This window comes from Pseudomonas sp. WOUb67 (assembly GCF_050058005.1).
GTDB lineage: Bacteria > Pseudomonadota > Gammaproteobacteria > Pseudomonadales > Pseudomonadaceae > Aquipseudomonas > Aquipseudomonas putida_R.
In genome coordinates, this window is the sequence record NZ_CP170112.1 from 4,077,254 (window position 1) to 4,100,379 (window position 23,126).

Consider the following 23,126-nt stretch of genomic DNA (forward strand, 5'->3'; position numbering starts at 1 on the left):
CAGGCTGCCTGGCAGCGCCTCGCCGCTGCACAGCACACGGGCCAATTGTGGGGAAGGTGCAACTGTCGGGGTATGGGCTGCTCCTGTGCCTGTTGCTGAAGATAGGAATACGTCCAGCATCGAAGGCACGAAATGCAGGGTGGTGACGCCTTCGCGGGCAATGACCTCACGCAGGTACTCGGGGTCGCGGTGCCCGCCCGGCCGAGCCATGACCAGGCGTGCGCCGGTCTGCAAGGGCCAGAGGAATTCCCACACCGACACGTCGAAGCTGAACGGTGTCTTCTGCAGGACCACGTCGTCGGCGTGCAGGCCGTAGGCGTCCTGCATCCACAACAGGCGGTTGACCACCCCGGCGTGCTCGTTCATCACACCTTTGGGCAGCCCGGTCGAGCCCGAGGTGTAGATCACGTAGGCCAGGTGCTGCGGGGTCAGCGCTGCAACCACCGGGTTGCTCGCTGGCAAGCCGCTCCAGCTCGGCGCATCCAGGTCGATCAGCAGCCCGGTGTCCGGCACATGCCGGGTGGCCGCATGCACCAGCACCGCCACCGGCGCGCTGTCGCTGAGCATGTGACGTACACGCTCGGCTGGGTAATCCGGGTCGACAGGCACATAGGCACCCCCGGCCTTGAGGATGGCCAGCAGCCCCACCACCATCGAAAGCCCACGTTCGACGCAGATCGCCACCCGATCATCGGGTTTTACCCCCAGAGTAATCAGGTGGTGCGCCAAACGGTTGGCCTGTTCGTTGAGCTGCCGGTAGCTCAGCTCGCCCTCTTCGGCCCGCACTGCGAGGGCATCCGGGGTGCGCGCAACCTGCGCCTCGATCATGCCGTGCAGCGTCTGCGCCAGGTTGTAATCCACCGCCGTGTCATTGAAGCCCACCAGCACCTGCTGGCGTTCCGCAGGCTCCAGCACTGGCAAGCGCTGCACCGCCAGGGTTGGTGTGTGCTCCAGGGCCCCGACCATGGCCTGCAGCACCTGGTTCATCTGCCCGCAGATGCGCGCTGCACCGATCTCGACCGGTGTCATGGCCACCAGCCGGAACCCTGCACCCAGGTCATCCACGTTCAGGCTCAGCGGGTAATTGGTGCGCTCCTGCCCTTGGAGCACTTCTATGCCTTCCCAGCCTTGGCGCTGCGAAGCATCGCGCTCGGCACCATGACGGTAATTGAGCATGGCACTGAACAGTGGCAACGGCGCGGCCACGCCGCTACAGCGCTGGGCCAGGGCCAGGGAGGCGTGTTCATGGGCCAGCAGTGCACTCAACCGCTGATGCACCGCCTGGGCTGCGCTACGCAGGTCGGTGTCGGCGAGATCGACACGCAGCGGCAAGGTGTTGATGAACACACCCAATGCCCGCTCCGCACCCTCACCGCCCTGCAGGCGGCCCAGCAGCACGGTGCCGAATACCACGTTGTGTTTGCCACTGGCGGCTGCCAGCAGGCGGGCCCAGGCCAGGTGGAACAGGCTGGCAACGCTGATACCCAGCTGCCGGGCGTGCTGGCGCAGGCGTGCTGCAAGTTCGGCCGTGAGCGGCAGGCTGGCTTCTTCCATGCCACGTCCGTCGCCTTGTACGTCACTGAGGCCGAACGGCAGGGTCGGCTCATCGATATCCGCCAGTTGTTCACGGAAGAACGCCTCGTGCTCGGCCTGGCTGGTGCCCAGGCGGGCCTGGGCCACGTAGTTGCGGTATGGCACCGGCAGGTGGGCCGGTGCCGGGGCGCCTTGCAGGTGGGCGGTCAGCTCTTCGCCAATGACCTCAAGGGCGGTGTGGTCGAGGACAATGTGGTGGAACTGCAAGGTGGCTTCAATGGGGCCATCCGAGTCGGTGTACAGCAGGCGGATCAGCGGCGCCTGGCTCAGGTCGAGTGCCGGGGTGGCTTCTTCGCAGTGCAAGGCTGCGCCTGCAGGGGTCAGCGACAGCCTGGCGCTGCGCAGCACCACCTGGACGGGCTGGGGTAGCCCCTCCCAGAGGATGGCGGTGCGCAGCACGTCGTGGCGGGCAATGACCTGGTCCAGGGCAGCTGCAAAGGCCTGCAAACGCTCGAAGCTTGAGAAGCGCAGCCTGGAGAAGAGCACGTAGGGGTCGTGCTCGGCGCTCAGATGGTGATACAGGATGCCTTCCTGCAAGGGTGCCAGGGGGTAGATGTCCTGAACGTTGGCCGCACCACCAGGGACCTGGGCGACAATGCGCTCGATGGAGGCCTGGTCGAGGTCGATCAGGCTGAGCAGGTCTGCAGTAATGTGCGTGCATCCTGCGGGTATACGGTTTTCGGGCACGCTCACCTGCTGGTTGGCGCCCAGGGTCGTGGCCAGCGCCGCGATGGTCGGTTGGCCGAACAGGGTGCGAACATCGACTTGCAGGCCCTCCAGCCGCAGGCGTGCAGTCAGGCTGACAGCCAGCAATGAATGGCCGCCAAGTTCGAAGAAGTTGTCGTGGCGGCCGACTTGCTGCACACCGAGCAGCTCTTCCCACAGCCGCGCAAGGAGGCGTTCGGTAGCCCCGAACGGTGCCTCATAAGGGCACCCATGCAGTGCAGCATCCGCTGCCGGCAGCGCTTTGCGGTCGAGCTTGCCGTTGGGCGTGAGTGGCAGTGCCTCGAGATGGATGTACAAGGCCGGCACCATGTACTCGGGCAGGTGTGCCAGCAATGCCTCGCGCAGGCTCTGCGAGGGCTGCGAAACCCCGGTGTACCAGGCCACCAGGCGCGCGTCGTCGACCGCGAGCACGACCGCTTCACGCACATCCGGCATGGCGGTCAGGCAGGCTTCGATTTCGCCAGGTTCGATACGCAGGCCGCGCAGTTTGATCTGCTGGTCGGCGCGGCCAAGGAACATCAGGTTGCCGTCCTGCCCCAGGCGTACCAGGTCGCCACTGCGGTACAGGCGCTCGCCTTCGACGAACGGGTTGGCGATGAAACGCTCGGCCTGTTGCTCGGGCAGGCCCAGGTACCCACGTGTCACGCCGGCGCCGCCGATGTGCAGCTCGCCGGCTACCCCCCACGGCACAAGCTGGTCGTAAGGGTCCAGCACGTAGAGCCGGGTGTTATCGATCGGCTTGCCGATCGGCAACGCCCGTTGTGGCAATGCAGCATCAGGGGCCAGCGTCCACACGCTGCAATCCACCGTGGTTTCGGTGGGGCCATACACGTTGTGCAGGCGTACCAGCGGCAAGCGTTGGCGCACCTGGGCTGCCAGGGCTTCGGTCAGTTCACCACCGCCGCAGACGATGTCGGTCAGGCTGGTGCAGTTGCTGCTGCCTGGCTGTTCGAGGAATTGCTGGAGCAAGGCGGGTACGAACTGCACCACGGCTACCCGTCGCGCCTGGATCAACTGCACCAGGTAGGCGGGATCTTGCTGGCCGTCGGGGCGTGCCAGCACCAGGCGCAAGCCGCTGCACAGCGGCCAGAACAGTTCCCAGACCGATGCGTCGAAACTGACCGGGGTCTTGTGCAATACACCCCCCTCGCCCGCAGTCGGAATCAGGCGCCGGCTCCATTGCACCAGGTTGACCACGTTGCGGTGCTCGACCATCACGCCCTTGGGCAGGCCGGTGGAGCCCGAGGTGTAGATCACATAGGCCAGATGCTCCGCGCCAAGGCCAGGTACCCGCGGGTTGCTTATCGGTTGCTCGGCCCAGCACGGTTGGTCAAGGTCGATCACCGGCGCCTGCGCAGCGGCGGCGATGTGACGGGTGGCGCCATGCACCAGCACTGCCCGTGGCGTACTGTCAGCCAGCATGTGCCGAATACGTTCGGCCGGGTAACCGGGGTCGACCGGCACGTAGGCAGCCCCGGCCTTGAGAATCGCCAGCAAGCCAACCGGCAGGCTCAGCCCGCGTTCAACACAGATTGCCACACGATCATCGGGTTCAACCCCCAGGGCGATCAGGTGATGGGCCAGGCGGTTGGCCTGCTCGTCAAGCTGGCGATAGCTCAGTTCACCGTCCTCGGCCTCCAGCGCAATGGCGTCGGGGGAGCGGCGCACCTGCGCCTCGAACAGGGTATGCAGCGGCTGCTCAAGCCCTTGCAGCCGGGGGGGCTGGCTGGCCAGCAACTGCTGGCGCTCGGCGGGTGTCAGCACCGAAAGCTGCTGCACAGGCAGGCCTGGCTGATGCTCGAGCGCATCCAGCAAGCCAATGATTGCCTGCTGCAACTGGTCACACACGCGCTGGGCGCCCACCTGCGGGGCCACCTGCGCGGTGATGCGCAGCCCGTCGCCAAGGTCATCGACGTTGACGCTGAGCGGGTAGTTGCCATGCCCGCCTGCCGGCAGTACTTCTATCCCTTCCAGTGCCTGGTGACGCGCCTGCCGCTCACTGGCCGTGGCACCGTGGCGGTAATTGATCATGGCGCTGAACAGCGGCGCCGGGGCCTTCACGCCACTGCAACGCTGGGCCAGTGCCAGCGAAGCGTGTTCATGCACCAGCAGCGCAGCAAGCCGCTGATGGGCCTGGCGGACCCCTTCGCGCACACTCAACCCTTGCAGGTCCAGGCGCAGCGGCAAGGTATTGATGAACATGCCCAGGCCACGGTCGGCGCCGGCACCGCCTTGCAGGCGGCCGAGCAACACCGTGCCAAATACCACGCTGTCGTTGCCGCTGGTGGCGGCGACCAGCCGCGCCCAGGCCAGGTGCACCAGGCTCGCGGCACTCACGCCCAGTTGCCGGGCCTGGTCGCGCAGGCGCTGGTACTGCGGGGGCAGCAGTGCCACGCTGGCAAGGTCGAAGTCGCCGGCCCGGCCCTGCATGTCGGCCAGGCCATAGGGCAAGGTCGGCTCGTCGATATCGGCGAGCCCGGCACGGAAAAAGGCTTCGTGTTCGGCTTCGCTGATGGCCAGGCGCGCCTGGGCAACATAGTTGCGGTACGGTACCGGCAGTTGCGTCGGTGGCAGGCCGTGCAGATGATCACGGATTTCTTCCAGCACCACTTTCATCGCGGTATGGTCGAGGACGATGTGGTGGAACTGCAGGGTGGCTTTGATGGGGCCGCCCGAAGCGCTGTAGCGCAAGCGAATCAAAGGGGCCTGGGCCAGATCAAGGTCAGTGCCGGACGCTTCGCTGCCACAGGTTTCCTGCCCAACCGGCGGAACCTTGCGCAGTACCACTTGCACGGGCTGGGCCAGGCCATCCCAGAGCACGGCGGTGCGCAGCACATCGTGGCGGGCGATGACTTTGTCCAGTGCGCCGGCAAAGGCCTGCAGGCGCTGCTGGCTGTCGAAGACGATGGGCCATTGCAGCAAGTACGGGTCTTCACCGGCTGCGCGAAGATGGTGGTAAAGGATGCCTTCCTGCAGCGGCGCCAGCGGGTAGATGTCCTGCACATTGGCAGCACCGCCAGGCACCGTGGCGACGATGCGCTCGATGGCCGCCTGGTGCAGCGTCACCAGCGCCAGCATCTGCGGCGTGATTTGCGTGCAGCCGGCCGGAATACCGTTGTCGGGTATAACCACTTGCCGGCCTTTGCCGAGGGCGGCAGCCAGCGCCGCAACCGTCGGTTGGCCGAACAACACACGCACATCGGTTGGCAGGCCCTGTTGGCGCAAGCGCTCGATCAAGGTAACCGCCAGCAACGAGTGGCCGCCCAATTCGAAGAAATTGTCATGCCGCCCTACCCGGTCCACGCCCAGTACCTCGGCCCATACCTGTGCCACGGCCGCTTCGGTATCGCCCACTGGGGCTTCATAGCCATGCCCGACCAGGTCGGCCGTGTCCGGCTCCGGCAGCGCCCGACGGTCAAGCTTGCCATGGCTGGTCAGCGGCAGTTCGTCCAGGCGGATAAAGGCCTGTGGCAGCATATGCGCGGGCAGGCAGGCCTGCAGCGCCTGGCGCAGGCTGCCCACTGCCACGGCTGCCGTTTCGGTAAACCAGGCCAGCAGGCGTTCGTCGCGAACCAGCACGACGGTATCGCGGATACCCTCCTGGGCGGCCAGCGCGGCTTCGATCTCGCCCAGTTCCACCCGCACTCCGCGGATTTTCACCTGGTCGTCGTTGCGGCCCAGGTAGTCCAGGGTGCCGTCGGTGTTCCAGCGCACCAGGTCGCCACTGCGGTACATGCGTGCGCCCGGCAGCCGGCTGAACGGGTCGGCCAGGAAGCGCTGCTCAGTCAGTTCCGGGCGGTTGAAGTAGCCGCGTGCCACCTGGGCACCGCCAATGTACAGCTCGCCCGTAACGCCGACCGGCACCGGCTGGCGGTGTTCGTCCAGCACGTAGGCCCGGGTGTTGGCGACGGGCTTGCCGATATGCAGTGCGGCCCCTGGCAGCAGCACACCCGAAGTCGCCACCACCGTGGTTTCGGTCGGGCCGTAGTTGTTGACCAAGGCAAACCCCGGGTCGCGGTCGAAATGGCGCAGCCGGTCGCCACCGACCAACAGGGTGCGCAGGGTCGGATGCTGGCGTGAACGGCGTAAGGCCTGCTCGGCCACCGGGGTAGGCAGGAAGCTGACCACCAGGGGCTGTTCCAGCCACCAGTTCAGCAGTTCCTCGACGTGTTCGTTGCCGATGTGCGCTGGCGGCAGGTGCAGCGTGGCACCTGCACACAACGCCGGCCACAGCTCCCAGGCCATGGCGTCGAAACCAAAGCCCGCCACGCTTGACGTGCGGTCGCCGGCCTCCAGGGCGAAGGCCTGGCAGTGCCAGTGCACCAGGTTGACCAAAGTGTGGTGCTCGACCATTACCCCTTTGGGCTGGCCGGTGGAACCCGAGGTATACACCAGGTACGCCAGTTGATGTGCATCCAGCCCCTGCACCTGTGGGTTGTCGGCCCGGCTGTGGAATGCGCCTGGCTGGTCAAGGTCCAGCCGAGGGATATCGCCGGGCAGCCCGACAGTGTGCGAGTCTGCCAGCACCAGCACCGGGGCGCTGTCGGCCAGCAGGTAGGCTATACGCTCGGCCGGATACGCCGGGTCCACCGGCACATAGGCCGCGCCGGCTTTCAGTACTGCAAGCAGGCCGATGATCCGCTCGCAGTGGCGGCCCGCGCACAGGGCAACCCGGTCGCCACACCGCACGCCATCGGCGATCAGGCGGTGCGCCAGCTGGTTTGCGCGCAGGTTCAGCTCGCCGTAACTGAGCGTCTGGTCACCCTGGCTCACTGCACTGGCATCGGGTGTACGAGCAGCCTGGGCTTCGATTAGCGCATGCACGGTTTGCCCCTGTGGGTAGGCTTGTGCCGTTGCGTTGAAGCTGCCCAGCAGCTGCTGGCAGTCCGCAGCCCCCAGAACAGGCAGGCTGCCCACCGTGGTGCCTTGGCCTTGTTCCAGCGCCAGGACCAGTTGCGCGACGGCGTTGGCCATCCACCCGGCCACCCGCGCTGCGCCAATGACGGGCACGGCCAGCACGCTGAAGGTAAAGCCGCGGCCCAGGTCGTTGACGCTCAGGGTCAAGGGGTAGTTGCTGCGTTCTTCGCCGCCCAGCAGGCGCACGCCCTCCCAGATGCCCTCGCCTTCGCGCGGTGCATCATCGGCACTGTGCCGGTAGTTGAGCAGCGCGCTGAACAACGGCGCCGAAGCTGCCACGCCGCTGCAGCGTTGGGCCAGGGCCAGGGGCGCGTGTTCATGGGCCAGCAGTGCCGACAGATTGCGGTGAGTGCTACGTACGCCAGCCTGTACCGGCGCCGTGGTATCAACCCGCAGCGGCAAGGTATTGATGAACATGCCCAAGGCCCGGTCGGCGCCCTCGCCGCCTTGCAGGCGCCCCATCAACACGGTGCCGAACACCACGTCGCTGCGGTTGGCCAGCACGCCCAGCACGCGGGCCCAGGCCAGGTGCATCAGGCTGGCGGCACTGACACCCAGTTGCCTGGCCTGGCTGCGCAAGCGCTGCGCCACGGCGTCGTCCAGCGCATGCGCTGCGCTTTCGATGTCACGGCCATCGCCCTGCACATCGGCCAGGCCCAGCGGCAAGGTCGGCTCATCGACATCTGCCAGCATCTCACGGAAGAACGCTTCATGCCCGCTGTGGTCACCCAGGCAGGCTTGGGCCACATAGTTGCGATACGGCACGGCGGGCGGCAGGGTGTGCCCCTGGCCGAACAGCAGCGCGCGCATTTCGCGGGCAACCACGTCCATGGCCGTGTGGTCGAGGGTGAGGTGGTGGAACAGCAGAATCGCCACCACCTGGTGGTTGGCCGGGTCCAGGCTGTAGTACAGCCGGGTCAGCGGCGCCTGGTGCAAGTCCATGCGGTGCTGGCGGGCGTCGAAGCGAGCGTGCAACTGGTCGATGCGTTCGGCGCCTTCCTGTTCGGGCAGGTCATCGATTTCACTGACGCACAGCTGCGCTTTGCGCCACACCACCTGTACCGGCTGAGGCAGGCCCTGCCAGTGCACGGCAGTCCGCAGGATGTCGTGACGGTCGATCACCTGTTGCAAGGCCCCGGCCCAGGCCAGAAGCCGCTCGACGCTGTCGAAGGCCAGGCGGGTCTGCAGCAGGTAGGGGTCGCCCTGTTCGGCGCTCAGGTGATGGTAGAGCACACCCTGTTGCAGCGGTGCCAAAGGGTAGATTTCCTGCACGTTGCCAGCCCCACCGGGCACGCTGGCGACGACTCGGTCGATCACGGCCTGGTCCACCGCTACAAGGCTGAGCATGTCCGGTGTAATACGTTCTGCACCTGGCGGCACCCGGTTGGCCGGTACTGCGACTTCCTGGCCTGTCCCCACCACGGCCGCCAGTGCCGCCACGGTCGGCTGGGCGAACAGTACCCGTACATCGATCAGCAGGCCCGCCTTGCGCAGGCGCTCGACCAGGGTCACGGCCAGCAGCGAGTGGCCGCCCAGTTCGAAGAAGTTGTCGTGCCGCCCGACTTGCTCCACCCCCAGCACCTCGGCCCAGACCCTTGCCATGCCAGCTTCGGTCGCGCCTTGGGGCGCTTCGTATTGCTGGCCGAACAGTTCCGACGAGTCCGGGTCGGGCAGCGCCCGGCGGTCCAGCTTGCCGTGGCTGGTCAGGGGCAGTTCGTCCAGGCGGATGAATGCCACTGGCAGCAGTTGTGCAGGCAGGCTGGCCAGCAGGGCCTCACGCAGGGCTTGCGGGCCAACCGGGTTGGTGTCGGTGTACCAGGCCAGCAGGCGATCGCCGCGTACCAGCACCACGGCATCGCCGATACCCGGTTGCGCACTGATTGCGGCTTCGATTTCACCAAGCTCCACCCGCACACCGCGGATTTTTACCTGGTCATCGTTGCGCCCGAGGTAGTCGAGGGTGCCGTCGGCGTTCCAGCGCACCAGGTCACCGCTGCGGTACATCCGTGCGTTGGCCTGGGTGCTGAACGGGTCGGCAAGGAAGCGTTGTTCGGTCAGGTCCGGGCGATTGAAGTAGCCACGTGCCACTTGCGCACCGCCGATGTAGAGCTCGCCGGTAACGCCGACGGGGACGGGCTGCAAGCCTTCATCCAGCACATAGACCCGGGTATTGGCAACCGGCTGCCCGATATGCAACACGCCGCCAGGCAGGATGCGCCCCGAGGTCGCCACCACCGTGGTCTCGGTCGGGCCATAGTTGTTGACCAGGGCAAAGCCCGGGTCACGGTCGAACTGGCGCAGCCGGTCGCCACCCACCAGCAAGGTGCGCAAGGTCGGGTGCTGTTGCTCGCGGCGCAAGGCCTGCTCGGCCACCGGGGTGGGCAGGAAGCTGACCGTGAGCGGCTGCTGCAGCCACCAGTCGAGCAACTCGTCGACGTGCTCGTTGGCGATAGGGGGCGGTGGCAGGTGCAATGTCGCCCCGGCGCACAAGGTTGGCCACACTTCCCAGGCCATGGCGTCAAAGCCGAAGCCGGCGACGCTGGAGGTATGCGCATCGGCATCCACGGCAAAGGCCTCACAGTGCCAGTGCACCAGGTTGGCCAAGGTGTGGTGTTCGATCATCACGCCCTTGGGTTGGCCGGTGGAGCCCGAGGTGTAGACCAGGTAGGCCAGTTGCCGCGCGTCCAGCGCGGGCAGCTGCGGGTTGCTGTCGATGCTGCCATAGGCATTGGCCTGGTCCAGGTTCAGGCGTGGCACCTCTGGCGGCAGGCCTTCGATACCCGTTTGCGCCAGCACCAGTGCCGGGGCGCTGTCGGTCAACAGGTAGGCAATGCGCTCGGCCGGGTAGGCAGGATCGACCGGCACGTAAGCAGCGCCAGCCTTGAGCACTGCCAGCAGGCCTACCAGGCGCCTGCCGTTGCGCGGCAGGCACAGGGCGACCCGGTCGCCCACTTGCACGCCCTGGGCGAGCAACTGGTGGGCCAGCCGGTTGGCTTGCCGGTTCAATTCACCGTAGCTCAGCGCCTGCCCGTCCTGCAGCAGTGCGCGCGCGTCGGGGGCCCGGGCCGCCTGGGCCTCGACCAGCGCATGCACGGTGTGGCCCTGTGGGTAGTGCCGGGCAGTGGCGTTGAACTGCTGCACGACCTGCTCACGCTCAACCGGCGGCAGCACCGCCAGCGCCTGCAATGGCGTGGCAGGTGCCTGTTCCAGGGCATCGACCAGGCTGGCCAGCACCTGTTCGAACTGCCGGCACAGCCGTGCGGCATCCCATTGCGGCAGGCTTTGCACGGTCAGGCGCAGGTCCAGCCCCAGGTCATCGACGCTGACGGTCAGCGGATAGTCGGTACGTTCCTCGGCCCCGACGATGTCGATGCCAGGTGCCACAGGAATGACCTCGGCGGCATCCCCGGCATCGCTGTGACGGTAGTTGAGCATGCTGTTGAACAGCGGCGCCGGTGCCGCCACACCGCTGCAGCGTTGAGCCAGGGCCAGCGATGCCTGTTCGTGGGCAAGCAAAGCGCTGAGCCGCGCATGGGTGGCCAGCAGCCCGTCACGGACTGCCTGCTGACCAAGGTCGATGCGCAGTGGCAAGGTGTTGATGAACATGCCCAGCGCCTGCTCGCCTCCGTCGCCGGTGGTCATGCGGCCCAGCAGCACGCTACCGAACACCACTGCCTGGCGTGCAGAAAGCTGCCCGATCAGCCGCGCAAAGCCCAGGTGCAGCACGCTGGCCGGGCTCACCCCAAGTAGCCGGGCCTGGTTGCGCAGGCGCTGGCTGAGCGCCGGCGCCAGGGTATGGCGGGCCTGCTGAAGGGGGTGGTCTGTCTTGCCCTGCAGGCCGAAGGCAAGTGTCGGCTCGTCGATGTCGGCCAGCATCTCGCCGAAGAAGCGCTCATGGGCCTGTTCGTCCAGGGCCTGGCGGGCTGCGGCCAGCACATTGCGAAACGGCATGGGGGCAGGCAGTTGCGCGGACGTACCGGCCAGGTGCGCCTGGATTTCACGGCGCACGATGTCCAGCGCGGTGTGGTCCATGATCACGTGGTGGAACATCAACAGGGCCACCCATTCATCACCCTCGCCCTGCGCATGCATCAATTGCATCAGCGGCGCCTGGCGCAGGTCGAGGCGGTAATGGCGCGGGTCGAAGCGTTCACACAGGCCGGCCAGGGCGCTTCTCCCTGCCAGTGGCACGGCCTCACGCACCAGTGCCGCCTCGCGCCAGACCACTTGCACGGGCGCATCGAGGTATTCCCAATGCAAAGCGGTACGCAGGCTATCGTGGCGCTGGATGACCCACTGCAACGCCTGGGCAAAGGCGTCCAGGCGGGCCTTGCTGGCGAAGCGCAGTTGCACCTGCGACAGGTAAGGGTCGCCATCGCTGGCGGACAGGTGGTGGTACAGCATGCCCTGCTGCAGCGGCGCCAGCGGGTAGATGTCCTGCACGTTGGCCGCGCCGCCCGGCACGCTGTCGACGATACGGTCGATGGCTGCCTGGTCCAGTGTGACCAGGGGCAGCATGTCGGGGGTAATCCGAAATGCCGGGCTGAGCCAGTCATCATCCTGTTCGGCAAGCATCTCCAGCAAGGCCGGCTTGTGCCGAGACAACGCCTCCCACAAATGGTCGTCCAGGGTGTCGTCGTCGCCGAGGACGATCAGGTCCTGGTCTTCACGCTGGAGTCGGATCGCACGAGTGGAAAGAGCAGCCATCAGTTCGCTGAAGTGCATCGGTAAGCATCCTGCTTTGCCTGGAAAGGGGAATGGTGGAAACGCTAAAGGATCGTGACCGAACGGTCTGACATGGGAAGCGGGGACAGAGACGGATTTGAGCGGTACGTCTCAGGGTATGGGTGAGGCGACCATCAAGCGCCGTGCGGGCGGCGCTTGATGTCGACGACACCAGAAAAACCGGGCGAACCCGTCAGATACGCCTGCGTTTGCCCAGGCTGGGAATGGTTGTTTGCGGTATCACCGCCTCAACCTGCTCGCGTCGGGTGCTGGCCGCCAACCCGGCCAGGGTCGGCTGGCTGAAGAGTGTGCGGGCGTCCACGTACAACCCGGCCTGGCGCATGCGCGCGACCAGGCTGACAGCGAGCAGCGAGTGCCCGCCCAGTTCGAAGAAGTTGTCGTCACGGCCGACCTGCTCGATCTTCAGCACCTCGGTCCAGATCCCGGCAAGCGCTGTTTCCAGCTCACCCAGCGGTGCCTGGTACTCCCGGCTGATCACCGCCTGCGCGCCAGGGGCCGGCAACGCCTTGCGGTCGACCTTGCCGTTCAGGCTCAACGGCAACTCGGACAAACCCACGAACGCCTGCGGCACCATGTATTCGGGCATGCGCGCCAACAGATGACTGCGCAGCGCCTCCAGTGCCGGTGCCTGCAGGCCATCGCGGCAGGTGAAGTAAGCCACCAGGCGCTCTTCGCGCATCAGCACCACCGCCTGCCCCACCGCAGGGTGCGCGGCCAACGAGGCTTCGATTTCGCCCAGCTCGACCCGCAAACCGCGCAGCTTGACCTGGAAGTCGTCACGGCCGATGAAGTCGAGTTCGCCGTTTGCGCGGTAGCGCACCAGGTCACCGGTGCGATACAGGCGATCACCCTCCACGAACGGGCTGGCGATGAAACGCTCGGCCTGCAGTTGCGGCAACCCCAGGTAGCCGCGGGCCACCCCGACACCCCCGATATGCAGCTGCCCCACCGCGCCCAAGGGTACCGGCCGGTCATGGGCATCGAGCACATACACGCGGGTGTTGACGATTGGTCGCCCGATTGGCGGAGCCTGCGTGGGCAACGGTTCATGCGCATGCAAGGTCCACGCAGTGCTGTCTACCGTGGCCTCCGTGGGGCCGTAGACATTGTGCAGGCGGGCGTTGGGCAAGCGCTGGCGTACGCTTTGCACCAGCGCCAGGGTCAACTCGCCACCACCGCAGAAAATATCGGTCAGGCTTGAGCACTGCGCGGCTTGGGGCTGTTCCAGAAACTGATGCAGCAGTGCCGGTACGAACTTGACGATGTTCACCTGCTGCTGCTGGATCAGTTGCGCCATGTACGCCGGGTCGCGATGGCCATCGGGCCGCGCCAGGACCAGGCGCAAGCCGGCGGTCAACGGCCAGAACAGCTCCCACACCGAGCCGTCGAAGGTGAACGGCGCCCGCTGCAGCAAGGCAGCGCCCGGGCGCGGCGGGCAGATACGCGAGCCCCAGTGCATCAGGTTGCACAGCCCGCGGTGCTCGATCATCACCCCCTTGGGGGTACCGGTGGAACCCGAGGTGTACATCACGTAGGCCAGCTGCGATGCCCCGAGCCCTTGCACCTTGGGGTCGTCGCCCGGCCCGGCCTGCCAGGTACGGCTGTCAAGGTCCAGCAAGCGGCAAGGCAATGAGCTGAACAGCCCCAGGGTGGCACCGTGCACCAGTACCAGGGTCGGGGTGCAGTCCTGCAGCATGAAGCGCAGACGCTCCTGCGGGTAGCCAGGGTCCATCGGCACGTAGGCACCCCCTGCCTTGAGCACGCCCAGCAAGGCGACCATCAGCGAGACGCCACGCTCGATGCACACCGCCACCCGGCAATCGGGGCCAACGCCTTGGCTTGCCAGGTGATGGGCCAGGCGATTGGCCTGGGCGTTCAGCGTCGCATAGTCGAGGCTGACATCGTCCACCTGCAGCGCGATGGCGTCGGGCGTTCGCCTAACCTGGGCCTCGAACAATGCAGGCAGGGTCTGCCCGGTCGGGCTGCTGCAGTCTTCAGTGCTGTTGAAGCCCGACAACAGGTGTTGCAACTCACCCTCAGGCACTGCGCGCAGCGCCTGCATCCCTGTACTGCTGTGGTTGGCAAGTGCGTCCTGCAGCTGTTGCAGGGCCGTCAACATGAACGCCAGTACGCGCTGCGCGCCAATGGCACGCGGGGCCCGGACAGCCAGCTGCAACGCGTCAGCGTGTTCATCCACGGTCAGCACCAGGCTGTGGCTCTGTACCTCGCTGGCTTCGGCCAGTTCCACCCCCGGCAGCACCTGCCCGAACGGCACTGCACCCTGGCGGTAGTTGATCAGGCTGTCGAACAAGCCTGTGCCCGCTGGCAAACCGCTGCAACGCTGGGCCAGGGTCAACGGCGCGTCTTCATGGGCAAGCAAGGCCGCCAGGCTGGCATGGGTTTCACCCAGTGCCTGTGCGGGCGAACGGTGCGCAAGCGTGATGCGCAGCGGCAAGCTGTTGATGAACATGCCCATGGCGCGGCCGGCGCCAGGGCCTGCCACGCTGCGCCCCAGCAACACGCTACCGAGGACGACCTCGTCACGCCCGCCCAAGGCGCCGAGTACCTGCGCCCAGGCCAGGTGCAGCAGGCTGGCAAGGCTGGCACCCTGGTGCCGCGCCTGCCGGCGCAACCCGAGGGCGAACGCGCTATCGAGCCTGAGCTCGCGGCTCTCCAGGTCCTGTTCGTCGACCGCTGCACCACCCAGCCCTGGAAGCGGCGCGTGTGGCTCAAGACCGGCGAACTGCGCCCGGAAGAACGCTTCATGCCCGGCCTGGCGCTCGGCACTGGCGCTGATGGCTACGTAGTCCCGATAGGCCACGGGCGTGGGCAGGTTTTCACCGCGCCCGGCCATGAACGCTGCAAGCTCGCCGAGAAGCACTTGCAGGGAAATGGCATCGTTGACCAGGTGGTGAAAGCGCAACAAGCCCAACCAGCGGCCCTGGCTGGCATCTTCGCTGTATACCAGCGCCATCATCGGTGCCTGGCGCAAGTCCAGTGGCCTTTGCTGCGGGTTGAAATGGCTGCGCAGTTGCCCGGCGGGGCCTTGCCAGTGTTCGACCGGCAGGCGTGCGTTACGCCACACCACCTGTTGTGGATGCTCCAGGCCCTCCCAGGCCAGGCTGGTGCGCAGGATGTCATGGCGGTCGATCACCTTCTGCAGGGCATCGACAAAAGCTTGCAAGTGCCCGCGGCTGGCGAAGGTGAACAAGGCGTGTTGCTGGTACGGGTCGTTCTCGTCGGCGACATGGTGATACAGCAACCCCTGTTGCAGCGGGGCCAAGGGGTAGATCTCCTGCACGTTACCGGCGCCTCCCGGGACTGCGGCAACAATGCGGTCAATGGCGGCCTGGTCCAGCTCGGCCAATGCCAGCATGCCGGGCGTGATGTGCGTGCAATCCTGCGCCACGCCGTTCTCCGGTACCGTCACGGCGTCTGCGCGCTTCACGCTGGCCGCCAGCGCGGCCAGTGTCGACTGGCCGAACAGCACCTGTACATCAGCCTGCAAACCTTGCTGGCGCATGCTTTCGATCAGCTGAACAGCCAGCAGTGAATGGCCACCCAATTCGAAGAAATGATCTTGCCGCCCTACCCGCTCCACTTGCAGCAACTCGGCCCACAGCCGGGCCAGGCGCTGCTCAATGTCGCCTACGGGCGCTTCATGCTCTCGGCGAACCTTGGCGGTTTCATCCGCGAGGGGCAAGGCACGGCGGTCAAGCTTGCCGTTGGTGGTCAATGGCCAGGCGGCCAGGCGCACATAGGCCACCGGCAACAAGGCAACGGGCAGGCGCTCGCTCAGGTGCTCATGCAGTGCTCGCGGGGTCACGGCCTGATCACCGATGAACCAGGCCTGCAACTGGCCGTCGCGCAGCATCACCACGCTCTCGCGCACAGCCACATGGCTGGCCAGGGCCGTTTCGATCTCGGCCAGCTCAACCCGTACACCACGGATCTTCACCTGGTCATCGTTACGCCCGAGGTACTCGAGCGAACCGTCCGGCAGCCAGCGCACCAGGTCGCCGGTGCGGTACATGCGGGCACCCGGCACACTGCTGAACGGATCCCGGACAAAGCGTTCGGCGCTCATCTGCGGCCGATTGAAATAACCCCGGGCAACCCCCTTGCCGCCGATATGGAGTTCACCCGCAGCGCCAATCGGCAGCAGGTTGCGCTGATCGTCAAGCACGTACAGGTGGGTGTTGGCCACCGGCCCCCCAATGTGCAGCGGCCCGCCCGCCTGCACCAGGCCTGAAGTGGCCACCACTGTCGTCTCGGTAGGGCCATAGTTGTTGACTATCCGGTACCGGCGCTCGCGCGCAAGGCGTCGCAGGCGGTCGCCGCCCACCAGCAGCGTTTGCAGGGTCGGGTGCAATTCACCCTGGGCAAACGCATGCTCGGCCACCGGCGTGGGCAGGAAGCTGACATCCAGCGGCTGGGCCCGCCACCAGCCGAGCAAGGCGTCGATGTCCTCGGCGCCATCGCGTACCGGTGCCAGGTGCAAGGTCGCGCCGCTGCACAGCGCAGGCCAGACTTCCCAGGCCATGGCATCGAAACCGAAACCGGCCAGGCTCGACTGGTGGCGCCCCGGGCCCATGTCGAAGGTGCTGCAGTGCCAGTCAACCAGGTTGGCCAGCATGTGCTGCTCGACCATCACGCCTTTGGGCAACCCCGTAGAGCCCGAGGTATAGATGACATAGGCCAGATCGTGCTCTGACTGCGCGGCGTACCCGAACGCCTGGGCCGGTGTCGCGGCCCAGTCGAACCGATCCAGATCGATCTGCGGCAAGCCATGGGCCGGCAGGCGTTCGGCCAGCCGCGAGAGTGTCAAGACCACATCAGGTGCGCTGTCTTCCAGCAAGTAGGCCAGGCGCTCGCGGGGGTGGGCCGGGTCGACAGGTACGTAAGCGGCACCGGCCTTGAGCACGGCCAACAGGCCCACCAAGGTATCGAGGCCCCGCTGGGCAATCACTGCCACCCGCCGCTCTGGCCGCACGCCCAGCCCTGCGAGGTGCTGGGCCATCAGTTCGGCACGGCGGTCGAGTTCGCCATAGGTCAGCGCCTGGCCTTCGTGCAGGGCAGCCAGCGCCTGCGGCCGGGCCTTCGCCTGCGCCTCGATACGGCGCTGGATCAACGGCTGCCCTACGGCCGCCGGCGACAGCGCCGTGGCATTCCACTGCCGTAGCGCGGCATGTTCACCCGCGGTCAGCAGGTCGAATGCGTTGATGGGCGTTTGCGAGTGCTCCAGGCCTTGCTCCAGGATGTGCAGAAGACGCTCGGCCAGCGCCTTGGCGTCATCGTCGGCAAACCAGGCGCGGTTATGCACCAGGTGCAGGTATGCCGCACCACTGTGGCTGTTGCAACGCAGGTGGATACTCAGCGGCGTCGGCTCGTGGCCATTGCAGATCATCACCGTGTGGCCAGGCGCGTCACCGATGCGCAGCGCATTGCTGTCCTCTTCGAACGACACCATCAGTTCGAACAGCTGCGGCCGCTGTTCTTGCAGGGCCCCGAGGCTGCGGTTGAGCTCGCTCAGGGCAAAGCGCTGGTGGCGAAAGTCCTGCTTCAACGCGTCGCGAATCCCCTGCACCAGCGCGGCAAACGAGCACTCCCGACCAAAACCCATGCGCAGCGCGCTGACTTGGGTGAACAGCCCCAGGGTCGACTTGAAGCGGGCATTGCTGCGGTTGCGCACGGGCAGCCCGACGACCCACTCGTCACGCTGCCAACTGCGGGCCACGCACACGTGCAGCGCAGCCAGCAGCACGTGGAATGGCGAGGCTTGCAGCCCGGCAGCGAAGTGCCGCATGCGCGCCAGCAGCTGGCTGTCGAATGGTTGCTCCAGCGCACCACTGGGCAAGGCGTTGCCCGATGTACCGCGGTCACGCGGCGCCAGCAGCGCGTCGGGCAGTTGCTGGTATTTGGCGAACCAGTAGTCACGGTCGCTGCTGTGGCGCGGCGAGGCCTGATACTGGGCATCATCCTCGATAAACGCCTGGTAGGATGCCGCGCCGCGCGGCAACGCCAGCCCCTGTTCCAGCAGGCGGTAACAATCGGCGAGCTGCCTGAACCACTGATCCACCCCCCAGCCATCGAGTATCAGGTGATGCGCCTGCACAGCCAGCAGGTAGTGTTGTTCGGCCACGCGAACCAACGTTGCGCCCCATAGCGGGCTGGCCTCCAGGCTATAAGGCTTTTGCATCTGCGCTTTGAGCAAAGCCTGCGCGGCGGCGAACGGCTCAGCCACCTGACGCAGGTCGTGCCGTGCCAGTGCCACATCCATTCGCTCGGCGAAGTACTGGCGGGCAATACCGCCTTCGCTCACCAGCACCGTACGCAGCCCATCATGCTCGGCGACAAGGTGCTGCAGCGCCTGGTGCAGCAGCTCGGCATCCACCCTGCCTTGCAGTTCGACGTAGGCGCCGATGTTGTACAGCGGCGAATCGCCATGGCTGAGCTGGTCCAGCCAGATGTCGCGCTGGGCAACGGTCAGGGCAAAGGTTTCGGCGGCAGGCATGATTAGGCAGGTCCTTCTGAATGATCATCCGCGGATTCAAACATCGCCACCCTGAGCTGTATGGCCCCTGAATCCCGGACAACCGTCGCACAGGGGCGTGCTGCTGAAAAACGTGTAGGAGATCTGCCACAAGGGGCCATCCACGATGGCCTACTGCACACGGTGTGCGCCGCGAACAGCCTGGATTCGCCGCGCTTCTGGCGTCAATTGGCTGGCTAGACGTTGTATCAGCCGTTACACCTATCGCCCCCGAGCCATACGGCCACTACCGATCAGTGTCATTTTCTGTCCCGGTTTTCCATTACAGACGCCTGCCCGCCACCGGGCTTGAATACCGCCATTACCCCACCCGGAGTACTCGACCGCGAGACCAACCGTTGCAATATCCAGAACCGAGGAAGACAAGGAAATGATGCTGACCGACCGCCGCGAATACCGCCCCGATCCACAGCTGTATCTGCAACTGGGCGAACTGATCGCCAGCACCGGTGCTGCAGGCTTTGCCGAACAGATGCTACGTCTGGTCGAAGCTCAAGTGCCCATCCAGCGGCTCGAACTCAGCGAGTGGACCCTCGACCTGCATCAGGCCAATGCCAGCCGCATTGACGTGCTGGGCAGTGCGGGGCTGCGGCCCACCCCGGCGGATACAGACAGCCTGCGGCAACCGCTGCTGCAGCGCATCATGCAGATGAAAGACCCGTTGTTGATCGAACTCAAGGCGCCACAGCCCCCTCACCCATCGCTCGAGAATGCCCACCAGTGCCACCTGGTGTCCTGCAGTGGCAGCAAACGCTGGGTGATCAGCTTTCACCGTTTACCCAGCCAGCGGGCATTCTCACTGAGCGAACTGTCAAAACTGAAGAGTTTGTCCGACACCCTGCTCCCCCTGGTGGAACACCACGGGCAACTGCTTGAGCAAGGCGCAGTCCGTCGCGCAGGGTCACCGCTGGCCGACCTTGAAGCGGGTTCGCTACGGCATTCGTTCGGCGAACGGCTGTTGCAGGAAGCGGTGCGGCTATCGACCCGTGAACAGGAAGTGTGCCTGGGCCTGCTCACCGGCGGTACGGTGCCAGAGATGGCGCAGCGGCTGAATGTGAAGAACAGCTCGGTCGAAACCTACCTCAAACGCGCCACCGCCAAGCTTGGGGTCAGTGGCCGCCATGGCCTGGCGAAATGGATGGCCGGTGCCTGACAGCGAGAAACAGTAATGCCTCGACATGCGCTTACTTTGTGTGCCGTGCTTTTGTGCGGGTGTTCATTAACCCCTGACTATCATCGCCCCGCTGCCCCCATTGACGGACAATTCCCGCACGGGGTGGCCTACGCCTCACAGACACGGCATTACCAGCCTGCCGAGGATTGGCAGCAGGTGTTCCAGGACCCGGTGCTGCGCCAGCTTATCAGCAACGCCCTGGCTAACAACCGTGACCTGCGCACGGCCGCGCTCAACGTCGAGGCCTACCAGGCGCAATACCGTATCCAGCGCGCCGACCTGCTGCCCAAGGTATCCGTTGATGGCCAGGGGCAGCGGCAGTACCTGCCGCGGGGCATGACCGGCACCGACCAGGGCATGATCAGCTCGACCTATGCCACCACCCTGGGCGTAAGCGCCTACGAGCTTGACCTGTTTGGCCGCATACGCAGCCTTGGCGACCAGGCCCTGATGACCTACCTGGCCAGCGAAGAGGCCCACCGCAGCACGCACCTCAGCCTGGTGGCCAGTGTTGCCAGCGTGTACCTGACCTGGCGCGCCGACCAGGAACTGCTGACCCTGGCCAACGAAACCCTGGTGGCCGACGAACGCAGCCTGCGCCTGACCCGCAACCAGCGCCGCGCCGGCACGCGTTCGGCCCTGGACCAGATCCAGGCGCGCACCAGTGTCGACAGTACCCGAGCCGCTGTGGCCCGCTACAAACGCCAAGTGGCACAGGACCTCAACCAGTTGACGGTCCTGGTAGGCGCCGCGGTGGACGAAGACCTTGCCGCACTGCCGCTGGCTGCCGAGCAGATTGCCGGCTTGCCCGCAGGCCTGCCTTCGGACCTGCTGCAACGCCGCCCGGACATTCTCCAGGCCGAGTACCAGCTGCGCGCGGCCAACGCCAACATCGGCGCAGCACGGGCGGCGTTTTTTCCCACTATCAGCCTGACTGCCAATGCCGGCACTACCAGCCCCGAACTCAATGGCCTGTTCGATGCAGGCTCCGGCACCTGGTTGTTCCAGCCACAGATCAGCCTGCCTGTGTTCACGGCCGGCAGCCTGCAGGCCAGCCTCGACTATGCCCGTTTGCAGAAGGACGTGCAGGTGGCGCAGTACGAGAAAGCCATTCAGCGTGCCTTTCAGGAAGTCGCGGACGGCCTGGCAGCGCGTGCGACCTACCAACGCCAGCTTCAGGCGCAACGCGACCTGGTGGCGTCAAACCAGCGCTATTACGACCTGGCCGAGCACCGCTACCGCGTTGGCGTGGATAGCAGCCTGACGTTTCTGGATGCGCAGCGCTCGTTGTTCAGCGCCCAGCAGGGTTTGATCACTGACCGGTTGGCGCAGCTGGTGGCAGAGGTAAACCTGTATGCGGCGTTGGGTGGGGGGTGGAAAGAGCACCCAGGGGGCTGACACGGGTTGTGTGCAGCCCGCCTGTGCGGCGCCATGGGGTATGTGGCTTGCTCGTAAAGCGGCGCTGGGTGACTACACCGCTGTCAGGTGCTCATACAGGATGGTCGCGCCCACCAGCATCAGCACGATGCCGCCGATGATCTCGGCACGCTTGCCCACCACCGAACCCAACACCCGGCCGAGCATGGTGCCAATCGTGACCATGGTCATGGTCGCCAGGCCGATTGCCGCAGCCGCTACCCAGATGTTCACATCGACGAACGCCAGGCCTACGCCTACCGCCAAGGCATCGATACTGGTCGCTACCGCCGTCACCGCCAGAATCCAGAATGAGTGCTGGCTTTGTTTTTCTTCCGCTTCTTCATCCGGTTTCAGGCCGGCATGCACCATGTGCGCGCCCAGCAACAGCAACAAGACAAACGCAATCCAGTGGTCCCATTGCTCGACGTACTGGCTGGCCGCCTGGCCCAATAGCCAACCGATGACCGGGGTGATGGCTTCGATGACACCAAAGATCAGGCCGGTGCGCAGGGCTTCGACCAAACGTGGCTTGTGCAGGCTCGAGCCTTTGCCGATGGCGGCCGCAAAGGCATCCGTGGACATGGCGAAGGCAAGGAAAACGAGGGAAATGGCGTTCAACGGTCAGGCTCCGCCGGGCAACGAGTCAACGACAGCTATCCGCAGGCCCGGCTTGGCCACAGAAAGGTCGTTGGTCTCGCCAATCCGGTTGGATGCACAGGCCATGGCAGGTTGCCAAATGTGTTGACCAGTGCGCCCTCGCAAGGGCGCGAAGGCAGGCTACTCCCCAAAGAGTGGGGCGATGATACCAGCGCCGGGTGAAAAAAGCGTGAACGGTTTTACCGGGCGCACACGGGTCTAGACTCAACAGAACCAGGTAACCGGGGGGCTGCCACACGTGGAGGTGTGAGATGAGCCAGTTCAAGCGCTTGTTTGTCATGCTCGGCCCGCAGATGCGCCATACGCCAGCGCTGCAACGCGCGGCGGCGCTGGCGGAGTCCAGCGGTGCACTGTTGGATATCAATGTGTTCGTCGACGATGTCGACACCTTTGGCTTGATGAGCGATGGCCGCGAGCGTGAGCGGCTGCTCAGTGACAACCGCCAGTGGCTGGCAGATGAGGCTGAACAGTTGGGCAATGCTGGCCTGGACGTGTCTACCGAACTGTTGTTGACCCGCGACCCGCTGGGCAGCGCGCTGGAGCGGGTCGAACGGCAAGGCTGCGACCTGCTGGTCAAGGACGTGCAGCACGAACCGGTGCTCAAACGCCTGCTGGTCACGCCACTGGATTGGCAGTTGCTCAAGGACAGCCCGGTTGCCGTGCATCTGGTCAGCGACATCCGCCTGCCCCTGCCCCGGCAGATTGCCGCGGCCGTGGACCTCAACAGCCACGGTGCTGGCGAGCACCTGGACGAACAAGTGATCCACTGCGCCCGTGCCCTGGCCCTGCAGTGCAACGCCGAGTTGCACTTGCTGCATGTGTGCGATGCGGCCAAGACCCATATTGCCGACTTCGGCGCCGGCACGGTAACCATGCCCGGCTTCGACGGCAGTGTGCGTACCGCGCAGCGGGCGGCGTTCAATCGACTGGGTGACCATCAGCAGATCCCGCTGGAGCGTCGGCACTTCCTGGAAGGCCCAGCGATCAGGGCCATTGCCCAGTTTGTCGGCCACAGCCGGGCAGATGTGATCGTGATGGGCAGCCACCGGCATGACGCCATGCAGACATACCTGGGCGGGACCACAGCGCATGTACTGGAACACCCGCTGTGCAATGTGCTGGCGATCAAGGCGGCCCGCTGATTTTTGGTATACCTGAACCGGCCTCTTCGCGGTTAAACCCGCTCCCACAAGGATACCACCGAGCCTGAGGGCATTGATTACCTGTGGGAGCGGGTTTACCCGCGAAGAAATCAGCGCGATTTTCACGCTTGGCATCTGGTACACCAGTGCCACTTAAAAAGAATGCATTTGATAATGATTCGTAGTAGTTTCACGGCGC

General features: G+C 65.6%; 6 protein-coding genes (1 of these 6 cut by a window edge). 3 read left to right on the forward strand and 3 right to left on the reverse strand.

The window, feature by feature from the left end; translation table 11 throughout:
- Together ABOC32_RS18275 and ABOC32_RS18280 are read right to left on the reverse strand one after the other, a co-directional pair.
- Positions 1-11,961, reverse strand: partial view of a non-ribosomal peptide synthase/polyketide synthase gene (locus ABOC32_RS18275; RefSeq protein WP_426808275.1) — the 5' portion only. It extends 10,410 nt beyond the left edge of the window; 11,961 of the gene's 22,371 nt are visible here — the first part of the coding sequence; its start codon is at positions 11,959-11,961; the stop codon falls past the left edge of the window.
- Between the two features lie 193 nt (positions 11,962-12,154).
- On the reverse strand, positions 12,155-18,496 hold the full coding sequence (locus ABOC32_RS18280; protein ID WP_426808276.1) for an amino acid adenylation domain-containing protein: 6,342 nt from the start codon (positions 18,494-18,496) through the stop codon (positions 12,155-12,157).
- Positions 18,497-18,905: 409 nt separating this feature from the next.
- On the opposite strand from ABOC32_RS18280, the gene ABOC32_RS18285 reads away from it, so the two are divergent.
- Positions 18,906-19,688, forward strand: a complete 783-nt coding sequence (locus ABOC32_RS18285; protein WP_426808277.1) for a helix-turn-helix transcriptional regulator — start codon at positions 18,906-18,908, stop codon at positions 19,686-19,688.
- Between the two features lie 15 nt (positions 19,689-19,703).
- Entirely contained in the window at positions 19,704-21,107 is a 1,404-nt protein-coding gene (locus ABOC32_RS18290) for an efflux transporter outer membrane subunit (RefSeq protein ID WP_426808278.1), read from the forward strand.
- Between the two features lie 72 nt (positions 21,108-21,179).
- On the opposite strand, the gene mntP is transcribed toward ABOC32_RS18290, so the two are convergent.
- A complete protein-coding gene (gene mntP / locus ABOC32_RS18295; protein ID WP_426808279.1) occupies positions 21,180-21,746 on the reverse strand; it encodes a manganese efflux pump MntP in 567 nt (188 codons plus the stop codon).
- Between the two features lie 290 nt (positions 21,747-22,036).
- Here mntP and ABOC32_RS18300 point away from each other — a divergent pair, with 290 nt between their 5' ends.
- Positions 22,037-22,927, forward strand: coding sequence for a universal stress protein (locus ABOC32_RS18300; protein WP_426808280.1), 891 nt, complete (start codon positions 22,037-22,039; stop codon positions 22,925-22,927).
- Positions 22,928-23,126 lie beyond the last annotated feature (199 nt).

Excerpts from the sequence above, each read along its gene's own strand:
- ABOC32_RS18285 (WP_426808277.1), top strand. The coding sequence starts at position 18,906 with ATGATGCTGACCGACCGCCGCGAATACCGCCCCGATCCACAGCTGTAT.
- ABOC32_RS18290 (WP_426808278.1), top strand. The coding sequence starts at position 19,704 with ATGCCTCGACATGCGCTTACTTTGTGTGCCGTGCTTTTGTGCGGGTGT.
- ABOC32_RS18300 (WP_426808280.1), top strand. The coding sequence starts at position 22,037 with ATGAGCCAGTTCAAGCGCTTGTTTGTCATGCTCGGCCCGCAGATGCGC.
- ABOC32_RS18280 (WP_426808276.1), bottom strand. The coding sequence starts at position 18,496 with ATGCCTGCCGCCGAAACCTTTGCCCTGACCGTTGCCCAGCGCGACATC.